Origin of the sequence: Pseudomonas fluorescens (assembly GCF_902497855.1) — a bacterium.
GTDB lineage: Bacteria > Pseudomonadota > Gammaproteobacteria > Pseudomonadales > Pseudomonadaceae > Aquipseudomonas > Aquipseudomonas fluorescens_BI.
Genome location: NZ_CABVHU010000027.1, coordinates 55089 through 75759 on the forward strand (window position 1 = coordinate 55089; position 20671 = coordinate 75759).

Sequence of the window (20671 nt, forward strand, 5' to 3'; positions counted from 1 at the left end):
ACACTCTAGATCGAGTTCTTCACGGCAAATAGTTTTCGGGCTTCGGCAAAACATTTTTCGGCGATGGCCGAGCGCGGTTCGGTTTTGCGCATGACCAGACCCAGCGGGGCGAGCACGCTGGCATCCGGCAGGTTGATAAAGGTCAGATTCTCGATGGGGTTTTCCAGGCCACTGTCCAGCGGCATGATCGAGCAGCAAAAACCTTCGTGAATCGCCTGGAACAATTGGTAGGTCGAATCGCTTTCGAGAATCGGCTGCGGATCGAGCCCGCGGCTGCGGAAACTCAGGTCGATGGATTTGCGATAGTGCATGCCATTACTGATCATCCCCAAGGGTAGCTCGGCGGCATCTTCCCAACTCAGTTCGGTGCCTTCGAAATGGGCGCTTGCGTGAACCCTTCAAAGCGCTGGCCTCGGGTGACGAGTTCCAGTCCCAGTTCATCCTCAAGATTGCGCAAGCGCATGGACAGCGTCGGCTGAGTAATGTGGCAGCGCGCGGCAGCTTGCCCGAAGTGTCGAGTCTGCTCCAGCGCGATCAGGAATTTGAGTTGCTTGATGTCCACGATGGCACCTGCCGAGCAGTTGGATGCGCGCCACAGGCCGTGCAATTTCGTCCCCCACCTCAAGTCGGTGCAAGCCTGCGGGACACGGGCTATCCGCCCGTCATGTTCATGAAACGGACAATTTGCACGTTGTCATTGAGCTCGAAATTGTGCCGGTACGGCTTGATTTTCATCGCCTCGATAATCGCCTTCTCCAGGCGCTGCGGCTCGCCCGGGTAGCGGCGAAGCACTTCCTTCAAGTCGACGCAATGCTCATTGCCCAGGCACAGCAGGAGCCGGCCTTCCACGGTCAGCCGAACGCGATTGCACGTCGCGCAGAAGTTGTGACTGTGGGGCGAGATGAACCCCAGGCGTATATGCGGCGCCTCGGCCAGGCGCCAGTAACGGGAAGGGCCTTGGGTCGATTCCGCAGAGTCGATGAGGGTGTAGCGTTCGGCAATCCGCTCGCGCACTTGTGCACTGGAATAGAAGGCTTCGGCGCGGCTGTGCTCGCTGATAACGCCCAGTGGCATCTCTTCGATGAAAGAAATGTCGAGCCCACGATCGATGGCGAAGGCCACAAGATCGTTGATCTCGTGATCGTTGCGTCCTTTCATGACCACGCAGTTGAGTTTGGTGTGTTGAAAACCTGCCGCATTCGCGGCGTCGATACCGGCGATGACTTGCGCCAGATCACCAGTGCGCGTCAGTTCACGGAAGCGATCGGCGTCGAGGCTGTCGAGGCTGATGTTCAGGCGCTTGAGCCCCGCGTCGAACAGCGGTGCCGCCAGTTTGCCGAGCTGTGAGCCATTGGTGGTCATGCACAACTCGCGTAAACCCGGCAGCGCCGCAATGCGATTGCACAGGTCTGTTACGCCGGGGCGAATCAACGGTTCGCCACCGGTCAGGCGGATTTTTCGAGTGCCCAGCGCCACAAAGCTTTCAGCCAATTGATAGAGCTCTTCCAGGGTCAAAATCCGTTGTCGCGGCAGGAACTCCATGTCCTCGGCCATGCAATAGACACAACGGAAATCGCAGCGATCGGTGACTGACATTCTGAGGTAGTCGACCCGGCGAGAAAAACTGTCCATCAGTATTCGATCGGTCATCACAACCTCCAGCAGCGGTCGAGGGCGCCTGTTATATAAGGGCCTTATTGAGCCTAGGCTAAAGTTGTTTTCAGTTATCGTCCAATCAGTATTAACAACCGGCTGATCGATGGGGTCTATCAGGAATAAACCGGTTTGTTTAGTGGGTGTCCTATATCTATATTTATCTGATTTCTAACGATTTATTCCTTGATAGATTGTTTCGATGGGGTAGTCACTATTTGTGATTGGACAGATATGTCAGGCGCACAATAGGCTTGATTCGTAATCCACCCATTTGAGACCTGAATCGGGTCGGCACTAATTGAGTTGTCGCTGACATTAATGAAGTCGCGTTTTATCAGTGCATGAAAACAGCCATTAACAATGACTTTAAGTCAGGCCGCCGCCTGCGTGCGAAGTCTTGGAGAAGAACCATGAGCGAAGTTGAACGTTATAAACCCTATAAAGGGGCAGCCGCTGGCTGGGGCGCGCTGATTGCGGTGACCAGGAACTGGCTGGGCAGTGAAAACGCGTTGAAGAACATTCGAACGATGCTCAAGACCAACCAGAATGGTGGCTTCGACTGCCCGGGCTGTGCCTGGGGCGAGTCGCCGGAAAGTGGCATGGTCAAGTTCTGCGAGAACGGTGCCAAAGCGGTCAACTGGGAAGCCACCGGGCGTTTGGTCAACCCTGCGTTCTTCAACAAATACACGGTGTCGTCGCTGGCGGCGCAAAGTGACTATTGGCTCGAATACCAAGGGCGCCTGACCCACCCGATGCGTTATGACGCCTCGGTTGATCGTTATGTCGAAACCAGCTGGGACGATGCCTTTGCCTTGATCGCCAAGCATCTGAACGGGTTGACTTCGCCTGATCAGGCCGAGTTTTACACGTCGGGCCGGGCCAGCAACGAAGCGGCTTACCTTTATCAGCTGTTCGTGCGGGCCTACGGTACCAACAACTTCCCCGACTGCTCGAACATGTGCCACGAAGCGAGCGGCCTGGGGATGGCCGACAGCGTCGGCGTGGGCAAAGGCACGGTAACGTTCGATGACCTGGAAGAAGCCGACGCCATTTTTGTCATTGGCCAGAACCCTGGCACCAACCACCCGCGGATGCTCGAGCCGCTGCGCGAAGCGGTGAAGCGCGGCGCCAGGGCGACCGCACCATGGGCATCAACGAACTCGCCCCGCCGGAGTTGATTGACGCCCTGGAAGCGCGCTTTGATTTCAAGGTATCGCGGCGCCACGGCCACAACACTGTGATGGCGATTGCGGCGATGGAAGAGGGGCGCTCGAAAGTGTTCATCGGCCTGGGCGGCAACTTCGCCCAAGCGACACCCGACAGCCCGCGCACCCATGGCGCCCTGCGCAACTGCGACCTGACCGTTCACATCGCTACCAAGCTCAATCGCAGCCACCTGGTCACCGGTCGTGAGGCCCTGATTTTGCCGTGCCTGGGGCGCACCGACATCGACATGCAAGAGGGAGGTCCGCAGGGTGTCACGGTGGAAGACACCTTCAGCATGGTGCACATTTCCCACGGCCAACTGAAACCAAAGTCCCCGCTGATGCGTTCGGAACCGGCAATCATCGCCGGGATCGCCAACGCAACCTTGGGCAAACACCCGATTGACTGGCTCTGGACCGTTGCCGATTACAGTCGCATCCGTGACCTGATTGCCGACACCATTCCCGGCTTCAAGGACTTCAATCAAAAGTTGCTGCACCCCGGTGGTTTTCACCTGGGCAACAACGCCGCCGACCGTATCTGGAAAACCACCACGGGCAAGGCGCAGTTTGCCCCCAGCGTCTTGCCGGCACACCTGGTCAGCGAAGGCGTGCGCAACCTGGACGTGAAGCCGGATCTGATCCTGCAAACCATGCGCTCCCACGATCAATACAACACCACGTTGTATGGGCTCGATGACCGTTATCGAGGCGTCTACGGCATGCGCGATGTGGTGTTCATCAACGAGCAGGACATTCGCAAACTGGGTTACCAGCCGGGACAAAAGGTCGACATGGTCTCCCTGTGGGGTGACGGTCGTGAGCGCCGGGTGAGCGGCTTTACCTTGATCGCCTACGACATCCCCGCGGGTCAGGCCGCCGCGTATTACCCGGAAACCAACCCGTTGGTGCCGCTGGAAAGTTATGGCGACCGCACCTACACGCCGACCTCGAAGTTCATCGCGATTCGCCTTGAACCGGCACCCGCCAGCCAGCTGATTCAGTCAGTCGGCGCTTGAGCCGGAATTGGCGGCCCGAAGGTTGGTTGCGCCCGCGACGGTAGCGGGCGGGGGGCTGGCGCTATCGGCGACACCTGCTCCAGCCAGGTCTTGAATTCGCCGGCCTGCTCACCAGCGCCGAACGTTCTTCACGGCGCATGTGCGATCACGGTTACCAATGAAGGTGCAATGCCCAATGTCCCAACGTGGCTCCAGCAGCGCGCCGCAATTGGTCCTAAAAAGTTCTGCACTCCGGGAAGACACTGCGAAGGCAGCCAGATTCGCTCCCCATGAAGGATCGATGACCGACTGCTTCTGAACTGCCTTTCAACCTAAAACAATAACGAATGGGGTGAGCAGCATGTCCGTACCTCAACAAACCCGATCGGAGAGCTCCACCGGAGGCCTGCAATCGGGACTCAAGCAACGTCACATGGCCATGATCGCCCTCGGTGGTGTCATCGGCGCCGGCCTGTTCGTCGGCAGCGGTGTGGTCATCCAGTCTGCGGGGCCCGCCGCCCTGATTTCCTTTCTGGTCACCGGCGTATTGGTCATTCTGATCATGCGTATGCTCGGCGAAATGGCCTGCGCCATACCGACCGTCGGGTCCTTCTATGAATATGCACGCATGGCCTGGGCCGATCATCCGCAGTCGAGCCAACTGGCTGGTTTCCTTACCGGCTGGATGTACTGGTATTTCTGGGTGATCGTCGTCGCGGTTGAGGCCGTGGCCGGCGCCTCGCTGATTCAGTTCTGGTTGCCGGACGTACCGGCCTGGGGCATCAGCCTGACGCTGATGATCATTCTGACCTTCACTAACTTGTGCTCGGTCGCCTCCTTCGGCGAGTTCGAGTTCTGGTTCTCCTCGATCAAGGTCGCGGCGATCCTGGTTTTTCTGCTGCTGGGCGGGCTGTATCTGTTAGGCATGTGGCCGACCGAGACCCACCATGGGCTGAGTTCGATGCTCAGTCACGGCGGCTTCATGCCCAACGGCATCGGCCCGGTGCTGACCGGCGCGGTGGCCGCGACCGGATTCTATTTCGGTGCGGAGATCGTCACCGTGGCCGCCGCCGAATCTGCCGATCCGGTACGCTCGGTCGCGCGGGCCACCAATTCGGTGATCACCCGCGTTCTGTTCTTCTATGTCGGCTCGATCCTGCTGGTGGTCACCCTGGTTCCCTGGGACTCGCCCGCCATGCTCACGCCCTATTCCAGCGCTCTGGCAGCCATGGGCTTCGACTGGGCCGCGCACGTGATGAACGCCATCGTGCTGACGGCCGTGCTGTCCTGTCTCAATTCGGGCATCTATGCGTCCTCGCGCATGCTGTTCGCACTGACCAAACGCGGCGACGCACCGCGCAGCCTGGCCAAGCTGTCCCCGAGCGGCGTACCGCGCCGGGCGATCTTTTTCGGCACGCTGTTCGGCTATCTGTCGGTGATCATGTCGTACATATCGCCGGACACCATCTTCGCCTTCCTGGTCAACTCTTATGGCACCGTGGCGATCTTCGTCTATGTGCTGATCGCCCTGTCTCAGCTGCGCTTGCGCGCGAAGCTGGAACGCGAGGCGCCGGAGAAACTCAAGGTTCGGATGTGGTGCTATCCCTACCTGACCTACGTTGCCATCTTTGGCATGCTCGGCATCGTGACCGGCATGGCCTTCATACCCGAGCAACGCATGCCGCTGGCATTGGGCGTCGCCAGCCTGGCGATTCTGCTGTTGGCGTTCATCAGTCGCAGCATCTGGCGGCGGATCAAGGGCCTGCCGGAAGTCGTACCGGCGAACAGCTAGCTGTTGTGACTCGTCAGGTTTCAAGAAAAGTCGCCGTTTGGCGACTTTTTTTATTGTCGCCGGGCGCCAGCCAACTGCGAGCAGTGCAGTACATCAACGTTGAGGATTAGCAGGACCGCACCGCCTCCCCCCGCGGGGGAGGCATCATCGGGGGTCAGTGGCGGCCGTTGAGCAGGCGCAGGATTTCGTTGAATACGGCATTGTCCAGGCTGCGCGACACATCAAGCTCCAGGCTCTGGCGATAGTAGGGGCTCAGGTCCAGACCGACGCCGAGGGCGTACAACTCGATGCTGCCCTCCTGTTCGATCTGTCGTGTCACCTGCTTGAGGTGCAGGTCGAGGATGTCCTGCCGGTTGGTCTGGTGGGTGGCGCTGTCCATCGGGCAGCCGTCGGAGATGATGATCAGGATGCGCCGTCGTGCGTCGCGCTGCAGCAGCCGCTGACGCGCCCAGAGGAGCGCCTCGCCGTCGATTCCCTCGCGAAACAGATCGGACTTGAGCAGCGCGGCAATGTTCGGCCGGGCGCGGCGCCAGGACGTTTCGGCATCCTTGTAGACCACATGGCTAAGCTCGTTGAGTCTTCCCGGATTGGCTGGCTGGCCCATGGCGCGCCAGCGCTTCAAAGGGCGCCCGCCATTCCATTGGCCGGTCGTGAAACCGAGGATTTCACTGCGCGCGCCAGCCAGTTCCAGGGCACGACTGAAGGCGTCAGCCAGCAAGGCGACGCTCTCGATGTGGTTGCGCATGGAGCCGGAGTTGTCGATCAGCAGACTGACCAGGCAATCACTGTGCGGACGCTCGTGCTCGTGGCGAAAAATCTCGCGTTGCTCGGGGCTGATGATCAGTCGACTGAGGCGGCCGGCATCGATTTGTCCGTCGGTCTGGGCGAAGGCCCAGCCATCTCGGCGGGGCGCCGCCAAAAGGGCACCCAGGCGCTTGGCCAGGCGGGGCAGATTAAGGCCCTGGCCGGCCAGGCGACGGTCCAGGCGCTGGCGCAGTTCGCGCAACAACTCGGGCCGTACCAGGCTGGTGGCGTTACGCTCGCAATCGTAGTCGCGGCTGAATACCTGATAAGTAAAGGCGTTGTTGCTGCCTCGTGGATGACCTTGGGCATCACCGCTGCCGTTGACGTCACCCTCGCCATCCTGATCCACGTCCAGTAACAGGGCAAAGGCCAGATGAGTCTTTTCGGCAATTTCCGAGACCTTGCGCTCGTCGTTACCGAGCAGTTCGGCATCAAGGTGCTCGATCAGCTCCTGTGCCTTGGCGGCAATCAGCAGGGCATGCCCGGTAAACGCCACCTGGTCATGGCGACAGCGGCGCATCAGCCCGAAGGCCGCGCCGAAATGGCCGAGCAGGCTCAGGCGTGGCGCTTCGATGAGCATCTCCGTCTGTTCCCCGGCGCGACCGCCACACAGCAGCATCCAGCTCATCTGCGCCAGGGTGAGGAGCAGCAGGCCGACGTGTCCCTCGGCTTGTCCAGCGTCGAGAAACTGCTGGCTCCACTGCTCGAAACGCTGCAGCAGATTGCGCCGCACGCCGGGATGACAGTCGGCCACCAACGACTCGACGCGCAGTTGCTCGAGCAGTTCGAACACCAGGCGCGCGATCGGCTGCGCCGGGAGCACCTGGAGGACCAGCGCCTGATCACTGTGTTTCAAACGCAGCGCCAGGCTATCCGCCACCCCGCGCCAGGCCAGGCTCTCATCGTGCTCGGGGTCTGGGTGCAGGTGCGGGGCGCGCACCGGGAAGTGCCGTTCCTGCACCTCCAGGCGGCCGCCGCGGTAGCGTACGCACCGTTCACCGGACAGTGCCCGCAGTGTCGCTGCGCAGAGTTCCTCGAGTTGTTGCTGGCGTTTCTCGCGGCGAGGCGGTGGGGTCATGGGGGTCTTCCTTTACGGGTTCAAGCAAGTGCCAGCAGGGGGAACGCCGATTCGGCCAGCTCCTCGTCGAAACAGCGTTGGTAGTATTCGGCGACGATTGGCCGCTCGGCTTCGTCGCATTTGTTGAGGAACGACAGGCGGAAGGCCAGCGCCGGGTCGCTGAAAATCTCCATGTTTTCCGCCCAGGAGATCACGCAGCGTGGCGACATCAGGGTCGACAGGTCGCCGCTGGCGAAGCCTTGGCGAGTCAGGTCGGCCACCGCCACCATCTGCGACAGCAACCGTTCGCCGTGGCGGGCGAGCAGGTGTGGCACCCGCGCGGCGACTATCGCGACTTCTTCGGCCTGGGGCAGGTAGTTCAGGGTGGCGACGATGTTCCAGCGGTCCAGCTGCGCCTGATTGAGCACCTGGGTGCCGTTGTAAAGCCCGTTCAGGTTGCCCAGGCCCACGGTGTTGGCGGTGGCGAACAGGCGGAACGAGGGGTGCGGATGGATCACTAGATTCTGGTCGAGCAGGTTGAGCTTGCCGTCGCGTTCGAGGATGCGCTGAATCACGAACATGACGTCCGGACGGCCAGCGTCGTATTCGTCGAAGATCAGCGCCATGGGCCGGCGCAGTGCCCAGGGCAAGATGCCTTCCTGGAATTCGGTGACCTGCTTACCCTCGCGCAGGACGATGCCGTCCTTGCCGATCAGGTCCAGGCGGCTGATATGACCGTCCAGGTTGACGCGTGTGCAAGGCCAGTTGAGCCGCGCAGCGACCTGTTCGATATGGGTCGACTTGCCGCTGCCGTGCAGGCCTTGCAGCATCACCCGGCGATTGCGGGTAAAGCCCGCGAGAATCGCCAGGGTGACTTCCAGGTTGAAGCGATAAGCCGCGTCGATCTCCGGCACATGTTCGTCCGGGGTGAGGTACACCGGGACGCGCATGCTGGAGTCGATACCGAACAACTCCCGGACAGGGACCAGGCGGCTGGCAGGTTCGAAGTTCAGGTCGGTCATGAATATCGCCTTTAGGGCCGGAAAGGAAGTCTTGATTCTAGGGAGGTGGCCCGTGTTGGGGAGGGGCCAGTTACCGGCACCCGATACGGCCAGTCGTGGTGGCTGGCGCCACATTCGGGCGAAAACTGGCCCTATGGTCCAGGGCGGTGGCGGCTAAGGATGATCGCGCTGGCAAAACGCGTGGCGATTACCGCCGAACACCCTTGAGAGGTCAATCAGATGTCCGCCGATACCCTGACGATCAAGCTGGACCCGCAGCTCCTTGCACTCTTTCGCCGTTACGAGGCGCATACGCAGATCACGGCGCAATTTTACATCGACGAATTGTTGGCCAAGACCCGGCCGACCCTGCAAGCAGTGGTCGAGGCGTTGGACGAAGCCGCTGGCGACCCTGAGGCATTGGCTCAGCTGTTTGGCCGCAGGTTGGCCAGCCTGATGCAGCAGCAGGGCGATAAGGTCAGTGCCTGAGACGCACTCAGTGCCGGGCTCCTTTCAGGAGCTGCCAAATTCTGTGGCGAGGGAGCTTGCTCCCTCGCCACAAGTTCGATGTGTGCTGCTTGGGCTCAGTTGCGCAATACCTCGTTCAGCGCCTGTTCGAGTGTGCTCACCGTGCGCTCGATATTGTGCAGCTTTTCGAGTCCGAACAGGCCGATGCGAAAGGTCTGGAAGTCGGCCGGCTCGTCGCATTGCAACGGCACGCCGGCGGCGATCTGCAGTCCCTGCGCGGCAAATTTTTTACCGCTCTTGATCTCGGCATCGTCGGTATAACTGACTACGACGCCAGGGGCCTCAAAACCGGATGCGGCCACGCTCTTGATACCCTTGGCGGTCAACAGCGCGCGAACCCGGTCGCCCAGCGCCTGCTGTTCGTCGCGAACCTTGTCGAACCCATAGGCTTGGGTCTCTTGCATTATTTCGCTGAAACGCGCCAGCGCATCGCTGGGCATGGTCGCGTGGTAGGCATGCCCGCCCTGTTCATAGGCCTGCATGATCTGCAGCCATTTTTTCAGGTCGCAGGCGAAGCTGCTGCTCTGCGTCTGCTCGATGCGCTCCAGGGCCAAGGGACTGAACATCACCAGGGCGCAGCAAGGGGACGCGCTCCAGCCTTTCTGCGGCGCACTGATCAGCAGGTCGATAGCGCACTTGTGCATATCGACCCACAGCGCGCCCGAGGCGATGCAGTCCAGCACGAACAGGCCACCCACCGCGTGCACGGCGTCGCCGACGGCGCGCAGGTAATCATCGGGCAGGATGATCCCCGATGAGGTTTCAACGTGGGGTGCGAACACGATCTGCGGCTTCTGCGCCTCAATGGCTGCCAGCACTTCGTCGAGGGGCGGTGGTGCATAGGCGGCTTGGCGGCCGGGCTCGACCGGACGGGCTTTGAGTACCGTGGTGGCCGCCGGGATGTTGCCCATCTCGAGGATCTGGCTCCAGCGATAACTGAACCAGCCGTTGCGAATCACCAGGCATTGCTGGCCGCCGGCAAACTGCCGCGCCACCGCTTCCATGCCGAAGGTGCCGCTGCCGGGGACCACCGCAACGGCCTGGGCGTTGTAGACCTGTTTCAGGGTGCTGGAAATGTTGTTCATCACCCCTTGGAACGCCTGCGACATGTGGTTGAGCGAGCGGTCGGTGTAGACCACCGAGTACTCGACCAGTCCCTCGGGATCGATACTGGGATATAGCTTTGACATAGGTGACTCCTGTGGCAGAAGTGTCAATGTTATCGACCCTGCCTTAAGCCTCGGCAAATGACAAGGTGGCCCGGGATCAAATTGATGTATCCGTTAGAAGGGCCCGGTCTGCGTGGCGTCCATGCGGGGGAGGGCGCGCGGCACGCTCCCTTTGGGGTCCATCAGGCCGGCGCCGCCCTTTACAGGAACAGGCCGCTCAACGGCGAGGAGGCGTCCCCGCCGAGCCGGCGCGGCATGCGCCCCGCGAGGTAGGCTTCGCGGCCGGCCTCGACCGCTTTGCGCATCGCCGAGGCCATGCGGATCGGCTCGCGGGCGCGGGCAATAGCGGTGTTCATCAGCACCCCGTCGCAGCCCAGCTCCATGGCGATGGCGGCATCGGACGCGGTGCCGACACCGGCGTCGACGATCACCGGGACTTTGGCGTTTTCCACGATCAGGCGGATGTTGTAGGGATTACGGATGCCCAGACCGGAACCGATCGGCGCGCCCAAGGGCATCACCGCCACGCAGCCAAGTGCCTCCAGGCGTCGGGCCACCAGCGGGTCGTCGCTGGTGTAGACCATCACCTTGAAGCCCAGATCGACCAATTGCTGGGCGGCAATCAGGGTTTCACCGATGTCGGGGTAGAGGGTCTGGCTGTCACCGAGCACTTCCAGTTTGACCAGGTTGTGGCCGTCCAGCAGTTCGCGTGCCAGCAAGCAGGTGCGCACCGCATCCCTGGCCGTGTAGCAGCCTGCGGTATTGGGCAGCAGGGTGTAGCGCTGCGGCGTGATCGTCTCAAGCAGATTGGGCTGATCGGCATCCTGGCCGAGGTTGCTGCGGCGCACTGCAAACGTAACGATCTGCGCCGAGCTGGCCTCGACTGCCGCGCCAGTCTCGGTCAGGTCGGCGTAGTGTCCAGTGCCGACCAGCAGGCGTGATGCGTAGGCCTGGCCCGCAATGATGAGCGGGTCGGGGGGTGGTGTGTTCGTGATTGTCATAGAGGCTCCGGGTGGGGGGATATGGCGATGCCCGCGGCGATCAACCGCCGCCGATGGCGTGCACGATTTCCAGGCGGTCGCCTTGTTGCAGGCGCAGCTCGGCGTACTCGCTGCGCGGCACCACGTCGAGGTTGTATTCAATGGCCAGGCGCCGTTCTTGCAACTCAAGCGTGATGAGCAGTTGCGCCAGACTGATGCCCGCCGGCAGCAACCGGGCGACCCCGTTGATCTCCACTTCAATCATTCAGGTTCTCCTGCAGGTGACGGCTATCGTGCTCGCAGGGTGAGGGGACTGGCGCAGCGCTTGAAAGAGCCAGTCGCGACTGCGGCGCTGGTCCAGTGCGGTGATTGACGGCTGGCATCACGCGTGGGCAATAACTGGTTCTAACGGCGCGCGCTGCTTGTTCTTAATTTCGTCTTCAGGGGTGGATCGGGCAGTGCTGCGTTGATGCCGAGTACTGCTCCTTCGTATGTCGGCGCCTGGAGCTTGTCTCCTGCCCGGTGACCAACAATAAAAATGCACCAGTCGAGAGGTAAGCATGAAAACAACAGCTCACGAGTACGATGCAGTCGAGGCGTTGGCCAGTGACCGCGCTCACGTCTGGCACCACCTGTCCCAGCACAAACCGCTGGAGCAGAACGATCCGCTGATGATCGTCAAAGGCAAGGGCATGCAGGTCTGGGACATCAAGGGCAACGAGTACCTGGATGCGGTGTCTGGCGGTGTATGGACCGTCAACGTCGGTTATGGCCGCGAGAGCATTGCCGACGCCGTGCGCGATCAGTTGGTGGAGATGAATTTTTTCGCCGGCTCCGCAGGCAGCATCCCTGGCGCGTTGTTCGCCAGGAAGCTGATCGAGAAGATGCCTGGCCTGAGCCGCGTGTACTACTCCAACTCCGGTTCCGAGGCCAATGAGAAGGCCTACAAGATCGTGCGGCAGATCGCGCACAAGAAGTACGGTGGGAAAAAGCACAAGATTCTGTTCCGCGAGCGTGACTACCACGGCACGACCATTACTGCACTGAGTTCAACCGGCCAGTTCGAGCGCAAGAACCAGTACGGTCCCTTCACCCCGGGTTTCGTCGAGTTTCCACACTGCTGCGAATACCGCTCGCAGTTCGGTGAAATCGCCGACTATGGCGTGCGCGCCGCCATGCTGATGGAGCGAGTCATCCTTGCCGAAGGGCCGGACACCGTGGGTGCCGTGGTGCTCGAACCCATCACCGCCGGCGGGGGCGTCATCACGCCGCCGGAGGGTTACTGGGAGACCATTCAGGCGATCTGCAAGAAGTACGACATCCTGCTGCACATTGACGAAGTGGTCTGCGGCCTGGGCCGTACCGGCAAGTGGTTTGGCTATCAGCACTACGGCATCAAGCCGGACATCGTCACCATGGCCAAGGGTGTGGCCAGCGGTTACGCGGCCATCTCCTGCACAGTGACCACCGAGGAAGTGTTCGAAGCGTTCAAGGGGGAGGCCGATGACCGGATGGGCTACTTCCGTGACATCAGCACCTTCGGCGGCTGCACCGCAGGCCCGGCGGCGGCGCTGGAGAATATGCGGATTATCGAGGACGAAGGCTTGCTGGAGAACGTCACCCATATGGGCGAGTACTTCATGGGTCGCCTGCGTGAGCTGCAGGACAAGTATCCGATCATTGGTGATGTGCGCGGCAAGGGCCTGTTCTGTGGTCTGGAACTGGTCAAGGACCGCAAAACGAAAGAGCCGGTGCCAGAGAGCGTGCCGATTGCCATCGCCGCTGACTGCATGCGCCAAGGGGTGATGATCGGGCGTACCAACCGCAGCTTCGAGCAGTTCAACAATACGCTGTGCTTCAGCCCGGCGTTGATCGCCACACAAAAGGAACTGGATGTGATCATCGACGCCCTGGACCGCGCCTTTGGCCGCCTTGCGCCCTGACGCTTGCCGCCGCTGAAATGCGATCCGCATAGGCTAACCGGCCCCTTGGAAGGGGGGCCGGTTTATGTGTCTGCAGCGTACAGGTCGAGTGCTGGATAGTCTTGCCGAGGTGTTATTGCTAGTCTGCCTGGCAATCGCCGCGTCAGCGCTGTGCCGGCAAGAGCATTTTGAAGCGACTGGCCGGGTAGGGTGAGGTGCCAGCGCTTGTCGTTCGTTCAGTCGAGGCCGCCATGTTCCAGTTGTTCCATTTGTCCGCCGAAAAATCCACCAACCTGCAACAGCAACTGCGCGAGCAGATAGCCCAGGTGATTCTCAACGGCAATATTCCGCTCGATAGCCCGTTACCCTCCAGTCGCAAGCTGGCCAAACAGCTGAACATTGCGCGCAATACCGTGGTTCTGGCCTACGAACACCTGCTCGACGATGGCTACCTCTTGGCCCGTGAGCGCAGCGGCTACTACGTCAATCCGGCTATTTTGGCGCACAAGGTCGAGACGCCGCGTGCGGCCCAGGGTGAGTCCGCCACCACCCGGCTGGACTGGTCGCAACGGCTCGTGATGCAACCTTCGCAGCAACGCAACATGTGCAAGCCACGGGATTGGCAGAATTATAAATACCCGTTTATCTACGGGCAGTTCGACCCGGCCCTGTTTCCGACCGCCAACTGGCGTGAATGCTGCCGCGACGCGGTCAGCATCCCGGCGATCCGTGATTGGGCTTCGGACCGCTTCGATAACGACGATCCTTTGCTGATGGAGCAGATCAGGACACGCCTGTTGCCGCGACGTGGTGTCTGGGCGTCGCCTGAGCAGATCCTGGTCACGGTTGGCGCGCAACACGCTCTGTATATGCTGGCGCGTCTGTTGTTGCGCCCCGACAGCCTGATGGGCATTGAAGAACCGGGCTACATGGACATCCGCAATATCGCCATGCTCAACCCCTCGAGAATTCAGCCGCTGGCGGTGGACAGCCAGGGCCTGATGCTGACCGATGAGCTCAATGGCTGCGATCTTATCTACACCACGCCCAGCCATCAGTGCCCGAGCACCGTGACCATGCCCCTGGAGCGCCGCTACGAATTGTTGGAGCGGGCCAATGAGCACGATTTTCTGATCATTGAGGACGACTACGAAAGCGAGACCAACTTCAAGGGCAGCCCGATCCCGGCGCTCAAGAGTCTGGACAAGCATGATCGGGTGCTTTACGTCGGCAGCCTGTCAAAGACCCTGGCGCCCGGCTTGCGGGTGGGCTATCTGGTGGGGCCCGAAGCCCTGATCCGCGAGGCGCGGGCGCTGCGTCGACTGATGGTGCGTCATCCGGCGGCGAACAATCAGCGCTCGGTGGCGCTGTTCCTCGAACGCGGTTACCACGATGCGTTGATCATGAGCCTGATGCGGGCTTACGAGGAGCGTCATCAGCAAATGGGCGCGGCCCTGCGTGAGTACCTGCCGGAATCCTCCAAGGAGCCGAGCTTCGGCGGCTCCTGCTACTGGGTCAAGGGGCCCGACAGCCTGGATGCGCGACGCCTGCAGAAGGAAGCCGCCGAGCACGGCATCCTGATCGAGCCCGGCGATATTCACTTCTTCGGTGAGCAACCGCCGCTCAATTACTTCCGTCTGGGGTACTCGTCGATTCCTGCCGATCGCATCCGCCCGGGGATCAAGCTGCTTGCCGAGCTCATCCAGAAAATAAGCTGACAGACCCTTTTTCAGACGCTGCCCCCGCGCCAGTAATGGCGCGGGTTTTTGGCGTGTGCGACACCTGTCGTGCACTTGCCCGGGTCGTCTGTGCCTGCTGGAAAATCTGGACCCAGCTGGCTTAACAGTTGGTCTTCAACTGGTCCTATCTGCCATTTCCCCCGACTCCTACTCTAGCCCCAAGTCATTGGCGACACAGCCGCCTTACCTTAAGCAACGAGAGGACTATCGATATGCCACGCATGACCCCCAGCGAAGCAATGGTTGAAACACTGGTTGCCAACGGCGTCACCGACATCTTTGGCATCATGGGTTCGGCCTTCATGGATGCGATGGATATCTTCGCTCCGGCCGGCATCCGTTTTATCCCTGTGGTCCACGAGCAGGGCGCCGGTCACATGGCCGACGGCTTCTCGCGGGTCAGTGGTCGTCACGGCGTGTGCATCGCGCAGAACGGCCCCGGCATCACCAACTTCGTCACCGCCATCGCCGCTGCTTACTGGGCGCACAGCCCGGTGGTGGTGATCACTCCCGAAACCGGCTCGTTGAGCCAGGGCCTCGGTGGCTTCCAGGAAGCCCAGCAACTGCCGTTCTTCGAAACCATCACCAAGTACCAGGCCCATGTGCCTAATCCTGCGCGAATGGCTGAACTGACCGGACGCTGCTTCGATCGGGCGATGCAAGAAAACGGTCCGACCCAGCTGAACATTCCGCGTGACTTCTTCTACGGCGATATCAACGTCGAGATCCCCACGCCGATCCGTATCGAGCGCAGCGCCGGTGGCGAGCAGAGCCTGGCCGAAGCTGCACAGATACTGGCGGCGGCGAAGAACCCGGTAATCATCTCCGGTGGCGGCGTGGTCATGGGCGACGCCGTCGACGCCTGTCAGGCGCTCGCCGAATATCTCGGCGCCCCGGTGGTCAACAGCTACCTGCACAATGACTCCTTCCCGGCCAGTCACCAGCTGTGGTGCGGCCCGCTTGGCTACCAGGGCTCCAAGGCCGCCATGAAGCTGCTGTCGCGCGCCGACGTGGTTCTGGCCCTGGGGACTCGCCTGGGCCCGTTCGGCACCCTGCCGCAGCACGGCCTCGATTACTGGCCGAAGCAGGCGAAGGTGATCCAGATCGACTGCGACTCGAAAATGCTCGGCCTGGTGAAAAAAATCACTGTGGGTATCTGCGGCGACGCCAAGGCGGCGGCGGTCAACCTGCTCGGCCGTCTGGAGAACCTCGACGTGCAGTGCCTGGAAAACAAGGGCGCGCGTGCCGAGGAAATCGCCAAGGAAAAATTCGACTGGGAATCCGAGTTGAGCGCCTGGATCCACGAGAAGGACGAATACTCGCTGGACATGATCAAGGAGCAGAGTGGTGAGGACGGCAATTACCTGCACCCGCGCCAGGTCCTGCGTGAACTGGAGAAAGCCATGCCGGCCGATGCCATGGTCTCCACGGACATTGGCAATATCAACTCGGTGTCCAACAGCTACCTGCGCTTCGAGAAGCCGCGTTCGTTCTTCGCCGCCATGAGCTTTGGCAACTGCGGCTACGCGCTGCCGACCATTATCGGCGCCAAGGTCGCCGCACCGCACCGCACCGCCATCTCCTATGCCGGTGACGGCGCCTGGGGCATGTCGATGATGGAAATCATGACCTGTGTACGCGAGAACATTCCGGTCACCTCGATCGTGTTCCACAACCGTCAGTGGGGCGCGGAGAAGAAGAACCAGGTGGACTTCTATAACCGTCGCTTCGTCGCAGGCGAACTGGAAAACCAGAGCTTCGCCGGCATTGCCCGCTCGATGGGGGCCGAAGGCGTCACCGTCGACCGTCTGGAAGACGTCGGCCCTGCGCTCAAGGCTGCTTGCGAGGCGCAGAAGGCCGGCAAGACCACGGTGATCGAGATCATGTGTACCCGCGAACTGGGCGATCCGTTCCGCCGTGATGCGCTGTCCAAGCCAGTGCGTTTCCTCGAGAAGTACAAAGACTACGTCTGAGTCGCCGAGGTGACCGGTTTGCGCCGGACACCTGCAGCCGGTGGCCTGTGTGGCGGTTTTAACCCGCCGCACAGATCACCGGGAATACTGCAATGGCGCCTTCGGGCGTTGTTGCGGCTTCGACCGTGAACAAACAGGAATCCAAGCATGTTGAGCACTATTCCACGGGAATGCCCGGCGTTTCTGCTTGATCGGGCCAAGGCCCTGCCGCGCGTGGTCACGGCGGTGGTCAATCCGGTCAATCTGCTGAGCCTTAGCAGTGCCAAGCAGGCTTGCGACGAAGGGCTTATCGAGCCGGTGCTGGTCGGGGATCAGGCGCAGATCCGTGCCCTGGCCGAAGAACTCGACTGGGACCTGCACGACCTGCGCGTGCTGCACGCCAGTGAGGATGCACAGGGCGCCGAAGTCGCCTGCATCCTGGCGGGGGCCGGTAACGCGCAGGCGCTCATGAAGGGGCATCTGCACACGGATACCCTGCTGCGTGCAGTACTCAAGCGTGAAGTCGGACTGCGTGGCGCCAGCCGTCTCAGTCATGTGTTTCATATGACGCTGCCGGGCAGCGACAAAGCATTGTCGATCACCGATGCGGTGATCAATGTGCAACCTACGATCATCGACAAGATCCATATCGCCCGCAACGCCATCGAGCTGATGCACGCCCTGGGCTATGAAAGGCCGCGCATGGCGGTGCTGTCCGGTACCGAGGAAGTGACGCGCAGCATGCCGTCCAGCCAGGATGCCGCCGAGCTGGCCAAACTGGCGGCGATCGGTGCCCTGGGCGACGCCCGCGTCGAGGGCCCGCTGGCCTTCGACAACGCGGTGTCGCTGGAAGCGGCGCGGATCAAAGGCATTGGCGGCGAGGTCGCGGGCCATGCCGATATCCTGTTGGTGCCGAACCTGGAAGCCGGTAATTTTCTGTTCAAACAGATGGTGTATTTCATGAGCGCCACGGCCGCCGGCCTGGTGCTGGGCGCGCGGGTGCCGATCATTCTCACCTCGCGCGCCGACCCGTTGGAGGCGCGCCTGGCGTCCTGCGCACTGGCTTCCATTTTTATCGATTACCGTCGGCAGTCGCGCAGCCGCTTGCTGGCGGCCGGCTAAGCAACCCAAGACCCAAGGAGAACCACGATGGCGGTGCAACGTTATGGCTTTATCTTCAAGGCGCCAGGCATGCAGTTCCTCACCCACAACGGACGCCTCGAGTCCGACACCTTCGCCGCGACCCTGTGCGGCGTTGCGAGCGTCGAGGAAGCGGTGCTGGTGGCGCAGGAGTTGTTGACCCGGCATGTGCAATTGATCGAACTGTGCGGCGCCTTCACCGAGGCCGAAGCCGAGCAGATCCGCAACGCCATCGACGATCGGATTCCAGTGGCCGCCGTGCACTACAGTCCCGAAACCCGCCAGCGCCTGCAGCAGCTGTCCGACTGAGCCAGGCCAGCGTGGCACCAGCGCCTCGCCACCGTAGGAGCCGGCTTGCTGGCGATAAGGCCCGCACATCCACCATCACTTTCACCTGACACTCCGCCATCGCCAGCAAGCCGGCTCCTACAGGTCAAACACGCAGGTGTCGGCTGGCCCCTAAGACCGCCTTGAGGTGGTCCTAATGAGGGGGCGGAGTTTTCTCTAGCATCGAAACCCAGTGATTCATAACCAAAGGGTGTAGGTGACCACATGACAATAAAACAGCACCACACAATCCCCCCCGTCCACAGCCAGTTGCCGGACACGGCTCAGCCATCGTCGTCCTGGTTGATACGCCGTCAGCAGAAATTCAACCTGTTACTGCCGGGTATCGTCGCCGCATTGATAGTCGCCGCCAGTGCCGCTTTCCTTTCCGAACATTACGGTGCACCGGTGATGTTAATGGCCCTGTTGCTGGGCATGGCACTGGGCTTTCTTTCCGAGGAGGGGCGGGCGGTCGCAGGTATCCGTTTCACCTCCAGCACCATCCTGCGTGGTGGCGTGGCGCTGCTGGGCATGCGCATCACCGTCGAGCAGATTCTCTCGCTGGGGGGGACGCTGATGGCGGTGGTGATCGGTGCGGTTTTCCTGACCATCAGCTTCGGCATCGTCCTTTCCCGGCTACTGGGCCAGTCACGGGATTTCGGCATTCTCAGCGGCGGCAGCGTGGGCATCTGCGGCGCCTCGGCGGCGTTGGCCATCTCCGCGGTACTGCCGCAAGACAAGGACAGCGAGCGCAACATCATCTTCACGGTGATCAGTGTGACTGCGCTGAGCACCATCGCGATGATTGCCTATCCGCCGATCGCCCAATGGCTCGGCCTGGACGCCCATCAGGCCGGGATATTCCTCGGCGCAACCATTCACGATGTGGCCCAGGTGGTCGGTGCCGGCTACAGCATGTCGCAGGATACCGGCGATACCGCGACCGTGGTCAAGCTGTTGCGCGTGGCCATGCTGGTGCCGATCGTCTTCAGTCTGTCGTTGCTGCTGCGCAAGCGCGGTGATGGTGGTCCGCGCCCGGCACTCCCATTGCCCTTGTTCATCATCTTCTTTGTGCTGTTTGTCGCCATTAACAGCAGTGGCATAGCTTCGACGCAGGTGCAGGAGTTGGCCGGCGATGTGTCGCGCTGGTGCCTGGTGACTGCTATCGCCGCCCTGGGAATGAAGACTTCACTGAAGGCGCTGCTGGAAGTGGGCTGGCGTCCGGCGACCCTGTTAGTCAGTGAAACCGTATTTCTGGCGACGATTATTTTGTTTGCGGTGAAGTGGCTGGGATGAGCCCGCGTCATTGATGAGCATCGCCCCCGCCCGATCACCAGACTGCCGCCGACACGATCACTGTGTGGCGGCAGGCTGGCTTAACCAGCAGCAAAAGAGGCGCCATGAGCCTGCAAGTGCATCTGATTTTCCTGTGTTGCGTGGCCCTGGCCACCGTAGCCCAAAGCCTCACCGGCTTTGCCTTCGGCCTGATCCTGATGGGCTTGGTCGCTTCCCTGCACATGGTGCCGCTGTCCGAGGTAGCGGTGGTGATCAGTATCCTCACCCTGGGTAACGCCATGGGTACCCTGGGCGGGCCGAAACCGCAGCTGGACCGCGCGGTGCTGATGCCCGTGTTGCTCAGCAGTCTGCTTGGCGTGAGCCTGGGCGTGTGGGGGCTCGGCGCGTTGAATGGTAGCCAGCTCACCTGGCTTCGCCTGCTGCTCGGCATACTGATCGTCGCGGCCAGCCTCATGCTTGTGGTGCAAAACAAACCGAAGACACAGCTGTCCCGGCAGCCTTCGTTCTGGCTGGCCGGTGGCTTGTGCGGACTGCTCAACGGCTTGTTCTCCAGCGGCGGGCCGCCGATCGTTTATCACCTGTACCGCCAGCCCTTGGGTTACGAAATCATCCGCAATACCCTGATCACGGTGTTTTCCGCCAACGCAGCGGCGCGCCTTGGCCTGGTCGCAGCGCAAGGACAGGTGCAACTATCCACGTTGTGGTTGAGTGCCGAAGCGTTGCCGTTGGTGGTGCTGGTCAGTTGGCTGATCCGCCGTTATCCGCCGAAGTTGTCGTCGCGTACGGTGCGTTGGCTGGTCTTCGTACTGATGGCGCTAGCGGGTGTCAGCTTGATCTGGGATTCATTGCCGGGGCTTTTGGCAGCAGCCTCGGCATGAATGCTGGTTAACCCGGGCCGGGCTTACCGGTGCAGTATGAACGTCGCCAGGGTTTGCAGATCTTGCGGGCTTAACTGTGCGAAAGGCGGCATGGGGACATCCCCCCATTTGCCGGTACTGCCGCGCTGGATGCTGGACGTTACCTTGGCCAGTGCCTGCGGGTCATTGGCATACTTGGCCGCCACCTCGTGATAGGCCGGGCCGACGACCTTATGATCGATCGCGTG

The 20671-nt window shown here is 61.4% G+C and carries 16 protein-coding genes and 2 pseudogenes; 10 read left to right on the forward strand and 8 right to left on the reverse strand.

What is annotated here, in order from left to right; all coding sequences use genetic code 11:
- Positions 1-5: 5 nt before the first annotated feature.
- Positions 6-562: pseudogene (locus F8N96_RS35960) on the reverse strand (LysR family transcriptional regulator).
- An 89-nt stretch (positions 563-651) separates the two neighbouring features.
- Positions 652-1650 (reverse strand): GTP 3',8-cyclase MoaA, encoded by a 999-nt coding sequence (gene moaA / locus F8N96_RS32765; protein ID WP_150801303.1) that lies wholly within the window; start codon positions 1648-1650, stop codon positions 652-654.
- Positions 1651-2066: 416 nt separating this feature from the next.
- On the opposite strand from moaA, the pseudogene F8N96_RS35965 reads away from it, so the two are divergent.
- Positions 2067-3880: pseudogene (locus tag F8N96_RS35965) on the forward strand (molybdopterin-dependent oxidoreductase).
- A gap of 340 nt (positions 3881-4220) precedes the next feature.
- Positions 4221-5651: an amino acid permease gene (locus F8N96_RS32775; protein WP_224794162.1), complete on the forward strand. Its 1431-nt coding sequence runs from the start codon at positions 4221-4223 to the stop codon at positions 5649-5651.
- 154 nt (positions 5652-5805) lie between these two features.
- Here the strand turns inward: F8N96_RS32775 and F8N96_RS32780 are convergent, their stop codons facing one another.
- Together F8N96_RS32780 and F8N96_RS32785 are read right to left on the reverse strand one after the other, a co-directional pair.
- Positions 5806-7533, reverse strand: a complete 1728-nt coding sequence (locus tag F8N96_RS32780; RefSeq protein WP_150801304.1) for a cobaltochelatase CobT-related protein — start codon at positions 7531-7533, stop codon at positions 5806-5808.
- Positions 7534-7553: 20 nt separating this feature from the next.
- Positions 7554-8534 carry an AAA family ATPase gene (locus F8N96_RS32785; RefSeq protein ID WP_150801305.1) on the reverse strand — a complete coding sequence of 327 codons (981 nt, stop codon included), beginning with the start codon at positions 8532-8534 and terminating at the stop codon, positions 7554-7556.
- A 219-nt stretch (positions 8535-8753) separates the two neighbouring features.
- Between F8N96_RS32785 and F8N96_RS32790 the strand changes: the two genes are divergently transcribed.
- Entirely contained in the window at positions 8754-9002 is a 249-nt protein-coding gene (locus tag F8N96_RS32790; protein WP_150801306.1) for a hypothetical protein, read from the forward strand.
- Between the two features lie 95 nt (positions 9003-9097).
- Here the strand turns inward: F8N96_RS32790 and F8N96_RS32795 are convergent, their stop codons facing one another.
- From F8N96_RS32795 to thiS, 3 genes are all read right to left on the reverse strand, one after another.
- Entirely contained in the window at positions 9098-10231 is a 1134-nt protein-coding gene (locus F8N96_RS32795) for an aminotransferase class V-fold PLP-dependent enzyme (protein WP_150801307.1), read from the reverse strand.
- 179 nt (positions 10232-10410) lie between these two features.
- A complete protein-coding gene (locus tag F8N96_RS32800) occupies positions 10411-11211 on the reverse strand; it encodes a thiazole synthase (protein WP_150801308.1) in 801 nt (266 codons plus the stop codon).
- A 40-nt stretch (positions 11212-11251) separates the two neighbouring features.
- Positions 11252-11455: a sulfur carrier protein ThiS gene (gene thiS / locus F8N96_RS32805; RefSeq protein ID WP_150801309.1), complete on the reverse strand. Its 204-nt coding sequence runs from the start codon at positions 11453-11455 to the stop codon at positions 11252-11254.
- Between the two features lie 295 nt (positions 11456-11750).
- Here thiS and F8N96_RS32810 point away from each other — a divergent pair, with 295 nt between their 5' ends.
- From F8N96_RS32810 to F8N96_RS32840, 7 genes are all read left to right on the forward strand, one after another.
- Positions 11751-13133 (forward strand): aspartate aminotransferase family protein, encoded by a 1383-nt coding sequence (locus F8N96_RS32810; protein ID WP_150801310.1) that lies wholly within the window; start codon positions 11751-11753, stop codon positions 13131-13133.
- A gap of 230 nt (positions 13134-13363) precedes the next feature.
- Positions 13364-14830 (forward strand): PLP-dependent aminotransferase family protein, encoded by a 1467-nt coding sequence (locus tag F8N96_RS32815; protein ID WP_150801311.1) that lies wholly within the window; start codon positions 13364-13366, stop codon positions 14828-14830.
- 233 nt (positions 14831-15063) lie between these two features.
- Positions 15064-16824, forward strand: coding sequence for a sulfoacetaldehyde acetyltransferase (gene xsc, locus F8N96_RS32820; RefSeq protein ID WP_150801312.1), 1761 nt, complete (start codon positions 15064-15066; stop codon positions 16822-16824).
- 147 nt (positions 16825-16971) lie between these two features.
- Positions 16972-17925 (forward strand): bifunctional enoyl-CoA hydratase/phosphate acetyltransferase, encoded by a 954-nt coding sequence (locus F8N96_RS32825; RefSeq protein ID WP_150801313.1) that lies wholly within the window; start codon positions 16972-16974, stop codon positions 17923-17925.
- 27 nt (positions 17926-17952) lie between these two features.
- Positions 17953-18252, forward strand: a complete 300-nt coding sequence (locus F8N96_RS32830) for a DUF6506 family protein (RefSeq protein WP_150801314.1) — start codon at positions 17953-17955, stop codon at positions 18250-18252.
- Positions 18253-18495: 243 nt separating this feature from the next.
- Complete coding sequence (locus F8N96_RS32835; protein WP_150801315.1) at positions 18496-19566, forward strand: YeiH family protein; 1071 nt, start codon at positions 18496-18498, stop codon at positions 19564-19566.
- A gap of 104 nt (positions 19567-19670) precedes the next feature.
- Positions 19671-20444 (forward strand): TSUP family transporter, encoded by a 774-nt coding sequence (locus F8N96_RS32840; protein WP_150801316.1) that lies wholly within the window; start codon positions 19671-19673, stop codon positions 20442-20444.
- A 23-nt stretch (positions 20445-20467) separates the two neighbouring features.
- Here F8N96_RS32840 and F8N96_RS32845 read toward each other — a convergent pair.
- Positions 20468-20671 (reverse strand): c-type cytochrome (locus F8N96_RS32845; RefSeq protein ID WP_412071835.1); only part of this gene is annotated, 204 nt, incomplete at its 5' end.